The sequence below is a fragment of the Inquilinus limosus MP06 genome (assembly GCF_000767795.1).
GTDB lineage: Bacteria > Pseudomonadota > Alphaproteobacteria > DSM-16000 > Inquilinaceae > Inquilinus > Inquilinus limosus_E.
In genome coordinates this window covers 1-4432 of sequence record NZ_JANX01000530.1, presented here as the reverse complement: position 1 = coordinate 4432, position 4432 = coordinate 1, and the positions used below count along the sequence as shown (strand labels likewise).

4 protein-coding genes are annotated in these 4432 nt (G+C 67.2%); 3 read left to right on the top strand and 1 reads right to left on the bottom strand.

Annotation, left to right across the window (positions count from 1 at the left end):
• The 3 genes from P409_RS27655 to P409_RS27645 form a co-directional block, all read left to right on the top strand.
• The coding region (locus P409_RS27655; RefSeq protein WP_161790483.1) for an RHS repeat-associated core domain-containing protein at positions 1–3076 on the top strand (3076 nt) is incomplete at its 5' end.
• Between the two features lies 1 nt (position 3077).
• Entirely contained in the window at positions 3078–3419 is a 342-nt protein-coding gene (locus P409_RS27650) for a hypothetical protein (protein WP_034845980.1), read from the top strand.
• An 83-nt stretch (positions 3420–3502) separates the two neighbouring features.
• A complete protein-coding gene (locus P409_RS27645) occupies positions 3503–3916 on the top strand; it encodes a hypothetical protein (protein ID WP_034845978.1) in 414 nt (137 codons plus the stop codon).
• A 63-nt stretch (positions 3917–3979) separates the two neighbouring features.
• Here the strand turns inward: P409_RS27645 and P409_RS39325 are convergent.
• On the bottom strand, positions 3980–4432 hold a 453-nt coding region (locus P409_RS39325), incomplete at its 5' end, for an HlyD family secretion protein (RefSeq protein ID WP_034845974.1).

Genomic DNA, 4432 nt, shown 5'->3' with positions numbered 1-4432 from the left:
CCTGGATGTCCACAGCGACGCCGTGGGCCGCATCCTCGCGATCGACGGGCCCGCGCCGGGCGGCGAGGGCTCGCTGCGGCTGGTCGAGTACCGCTACGACGCCGGCGGCTGCCTGCTGGAGGCGCGGCGCGCGGGCGGCTCGGTCTTCTCCTATGTCTATCAGGACGGCCTGATCGTCGCGGAAACCCGTCCGGGTGGCCTGACCTTCCATTTCGAATGGGACGATTCGGCCCTCGGTGTGGAGGCCCGCTGCGTCCACACCTGGGGCGACGGCGACCTCTATCGCTGCCGCTTCGCCTATGACCCGGCCGCACGCCGCACGCTGGTCCGGGACGGGCGCGGCGGCGTCACCGAGTATCGCTGGAACGATCTCGGCCTGGTGACGCTGGAGATCGACCCGCTGGGCGGCCGCACCACGCGCGAATTCGACGATGCGGGCCGCCCGATCCTGGCGATCGATCCGGCCGGCGGGCGGTCGGCCTGGACCTATGATCCGCTGGGCCGGCTGGTGCAGGCGACCGATGCGATGGGCGGCGTGGTGCGCCTGCGCTATGCGGCGGAGGGCCTCGAGGCTGTCGCCCAGCCCGGGTTCGGCCTGCCGGTGGAGGTCGAGGAGCCCGGCGGCGGCCGCCATGCCTTCGAGCACGACCTGCGGGGCAACCTGGCGCGCTACGTCGATCCGGCCGGCCGCGAGCGGCGCTTCACCCGTGACCTGCGCGGCCTGACGCTCGCGGTCACCGATGGCGAGGGCATCCTGGCCCGCTACGGCTGGACCGGGCGCGGCGAGCTGTCATGGGAAGCGACAGAGCGCGGACCTCGCAGGCGCTTTGCCTATGACATGCTGAGCCGGCTGGTGGCCAGCCAGACGGCGGGCGAGGGAGTCATCCGGCTCGCACGGGACGATGCTGGCCGGGTGGTGGCGATCGAGCGGCCGGATGGCGGCACGGTGACCCTGGGCTATGATCCGGAAGGACGCGTCGACCGCCATCGTGATGCCGCCGGGCGCGAGACGCGCTGGGCCTATGACGGGCTGCCATTCCCGGTGCGCCGCGTCGACCCGGACGGCAGCGCCTTCGCCTATCACTATGACGGCGAGCTCAACCTGGTCGGGCTGACCAACCAGAAGGGTGAGATCTATCAGCTCGACTACGACGCGGCGGGCCGCCTGGTGCGCGAAGTCGGGTTCGACGGGCGCGAGCAGCGCTATGCGCATGACCCGTGCGGCAGGCTGCTTCGGCACGACGATGCGGGGCTCAGGACCACAGTGTTCCGCCGCGATGCGATGGGCCGGATTTTGGAGAAGCGCTTCGGCGACGGCACCACGCATCGCTTCCTCTACGACCGGGCCGGGCGGCTGACGGAAGCGGCCAATGACAGCCGGGTGCTGCGCTTTGTCTACAGCGCCGCCGGCGATCTCCTGGAAGAGCACCAGGATGGCCATGTGCTGCGGCACCGCTTCGACAGCCGTGGCCGACTGGCGGCGACCCGTTTGCCCGACGGGCGCGAGATCGCGATCGGCTATGACGACACCGACCGTTTCGCCTGGATTGATTTCGCCGGGCGGCCGCTGGCGGAGATCCGGCGCGATGATGCCGGGCGGGAGGTCGAGCGCCGGGCGGGTGCGTTGCGGTCCTTGCGCGAATACGACCCGCAGGGCCGCCTGACCCGCCAGGCCGCGTGGAAGGAAGGGGAGGCCGCGAAGCCGCTGCTGGGGCGGTGGTATCGCTACGACCCGGCGGACCTGATCGTGTCGATCGGCGATTGGCAACGCGGGGTCCGCAACTATCGCTACGATGCCTGCGAGCGTCTGCTTCAGGTGACGGGTGACCGGCCGGAGGAGTTCGTGGTCGATCCCGCCGGGAATATCCTGGCCTCGGGTCCGGCCGCGGATATCCTGGGCGGAGCGGCCCGTGGCGATCGCCTGCTGGTCCACGGCGACCGGCGTTTCGAATACGACGCCTGCGGCAACCGGGTGCTCGAGACGCGCGGCGCCGGCGCCGGCGACAAGGTCGAGGTGCGATACGGCTACGGGCCGGACAACCAGCTGGTATCGGTGGTGGAGACCAGCCGGCTGGGCCGGCGCGAGACCGCCTTCGCCTATGATGCGCTGGGCCGCCGGGTGTCGAAGGAAGCCCGGGTCTGGGGAGCCGAGCCGGCAAACACCCCCGGGGCGGGCCAGCCCCTGCTGCATGAGGAGGAGACCTCCTTTCTGTGGATGGGCGACCTGCTGCTCGCGGAGGCATCCTCGCGGCCCGGCGAGATCCCTGCCGACCCGCTGGCGACGGTGTATCTGTTCGAGCCCGGAGGATTCCGGCCACTGGCGCAGGTGCGGCGGCCGGCGGCGGAGCGGCCCGGTACCGTCTATCACTATCATTGCGACCATCTCGGCACGCCGCAGGAACTGACGAACGACGATGGCGTGATCGTCTGGCGGGGCGATCAGAAGGCCTGGGGAGGGCTGGCCGCCCTGGTGGTGTCCGAGGTGGCGAACCCCTTGCGCTTCCAGGGCCAGTACCACGACCCGGAGACCGGGCTGCACTATAATCGGTTTCGGTACTACGCTCCGGAGGAAGGCTGCTTCATCCAGCAGGACCCGATCGGGCTGAGGGGCGGCAACAACCTGGCCGCCTATACGCCGAATCCGATCCGCTGGATTGATCCGTGGGGGTTGAGTTGCACGTTCGATGCCAACGTCAATCGCTGGCGGGATAACGAGACCGGGCGCTTCACAAAGCGCCCGACCGATCCTTCGGAGCTCGTGCAGAATGGCAGGCTGAACCACGCCGACGTCGATGCGTGGGCCCAGCAGGGCGGGTTAACCAACCAGTGGGGCCCGGACCCGAACCGCTTCCCGAGCGGTGGCTTCAAGTATGACGATGGGGCATTCCGGGTTCACGGGCATGGGGCTGATCCGGTCGCCCAGGCCAATTGGCCGACGTCCAACTCGGCGACAGGCCCGACCACCAGTATCAAGAATCTGACGACCAACCAGAACTATCGAACCGATGGCACATGGGGCAGCTTCGGCAGCGACAAGAATGGGGCGCATATCCCCCTTGATGGATCGCCATACTGAGATGGACAAGAACGTCCTCACCGATTACCTGGAATCGAAGCCGACATTTCTGAGGTTGTCGGAGGAAATCGAGCTTATTGGTTTGATGATGGGGCGCTCGTTCGATTGGCTGAAGGAGAATGAGAGAGCATTTCTCGCAGCTGTGGACGTGCTATCCGATTCCCACACGATCGGGTCGGCATACATGGATGAGACCAAGGAGGACGATAAGGTCTTTTTCGAATTTTGCCGGTGGCTGAATGAGGTGGAGAAGAAGACCGGTATAGCCGTGTCCAGATATGAGGACAGTTTTTCCCCGGACGCATTGGGGCTGGATGAGTTCAGAAAAGCCCGAGAGAAGTAGCATGAAGGACGCCGCTGCTGCGGGTCGGACCAGACCCGGCGGAACAAGATCGGCGACGTCGTGCGGAACGGGGGCGGGCAAAATTGGCTGCTGATGATCTGGTCCGGCGTGAAGAGTTCTTTTACGCGGACTGCGTCCTTGCCTCCGATTCGAGGATAATCGGCTTCAGTGTCTCCGATGGCGCGTTCGTCATCGGGGAAGATCTGTCGGCGGATGATCTCGATACGACGGATATATTCGGGAACTTCAGGGTCGAGATCGACGGCGCGCTCTATGTCGGGGGCGAAGCCTCGGCGCATGGGTCCTGCGGGTTCTTCTACAAGATGACGGGCGGGCACCTGGATTGGGCGCTGATGTCCCTGGAGTCAGAGCCCTTCATGGGTGTCGAGCGGTGCGACGGAGGCATCCGGTTCCTGGCCGCTTCCGGCGCTGCGTGGACTGTCCGGGGGGACGCCGTCACCCGGATCCACGTCCAGCCCAGGCCCAGCGGGCGATAAGAAAAAGGGGCTGCCGATGGCAGCCCCTTAAACCGTGCTGTCGGGCGATGAAGGGCTGAGCCCTCAGATCCGCCGGGTCAGGTTGTTGACGACGCCGGACATGGTGTCGACCCGGCCGCTCAGGGTGCGGATCTCGCGGTCCAACTGGCCGACGCGCGCCCGGTCCTGGGCCGTCGTGGCCTTCGCTTTCAGCGAGGTGCGGGCGTCGGTGAAGATCTTCAGGTTCTCGCGGGTGCCGGACACCGCCTTGTCCATCACGTCCTTGTCGGCGCGGGCGGAGGCCAGCTCGGCATCGAGCTCGGCCTGGGTGGCCGTGCCCTTCTTCACGCCCGAGCGCAGCCGGGTCAGCTCACGCTTGTGCTGGTCCAGCACCGTCTGCATGGTCGCGGTCAGGTCCTTCGCCTGGGCATTCTTCGCCTTGGCGTCGCTGATCACGGAATCGAGCTGGTCCTCGAGGCTCGCATATTCCTTCTGCTTCTGGTCGACATAGGCGCCGGCCAGGCCGCCCAGCGCGGC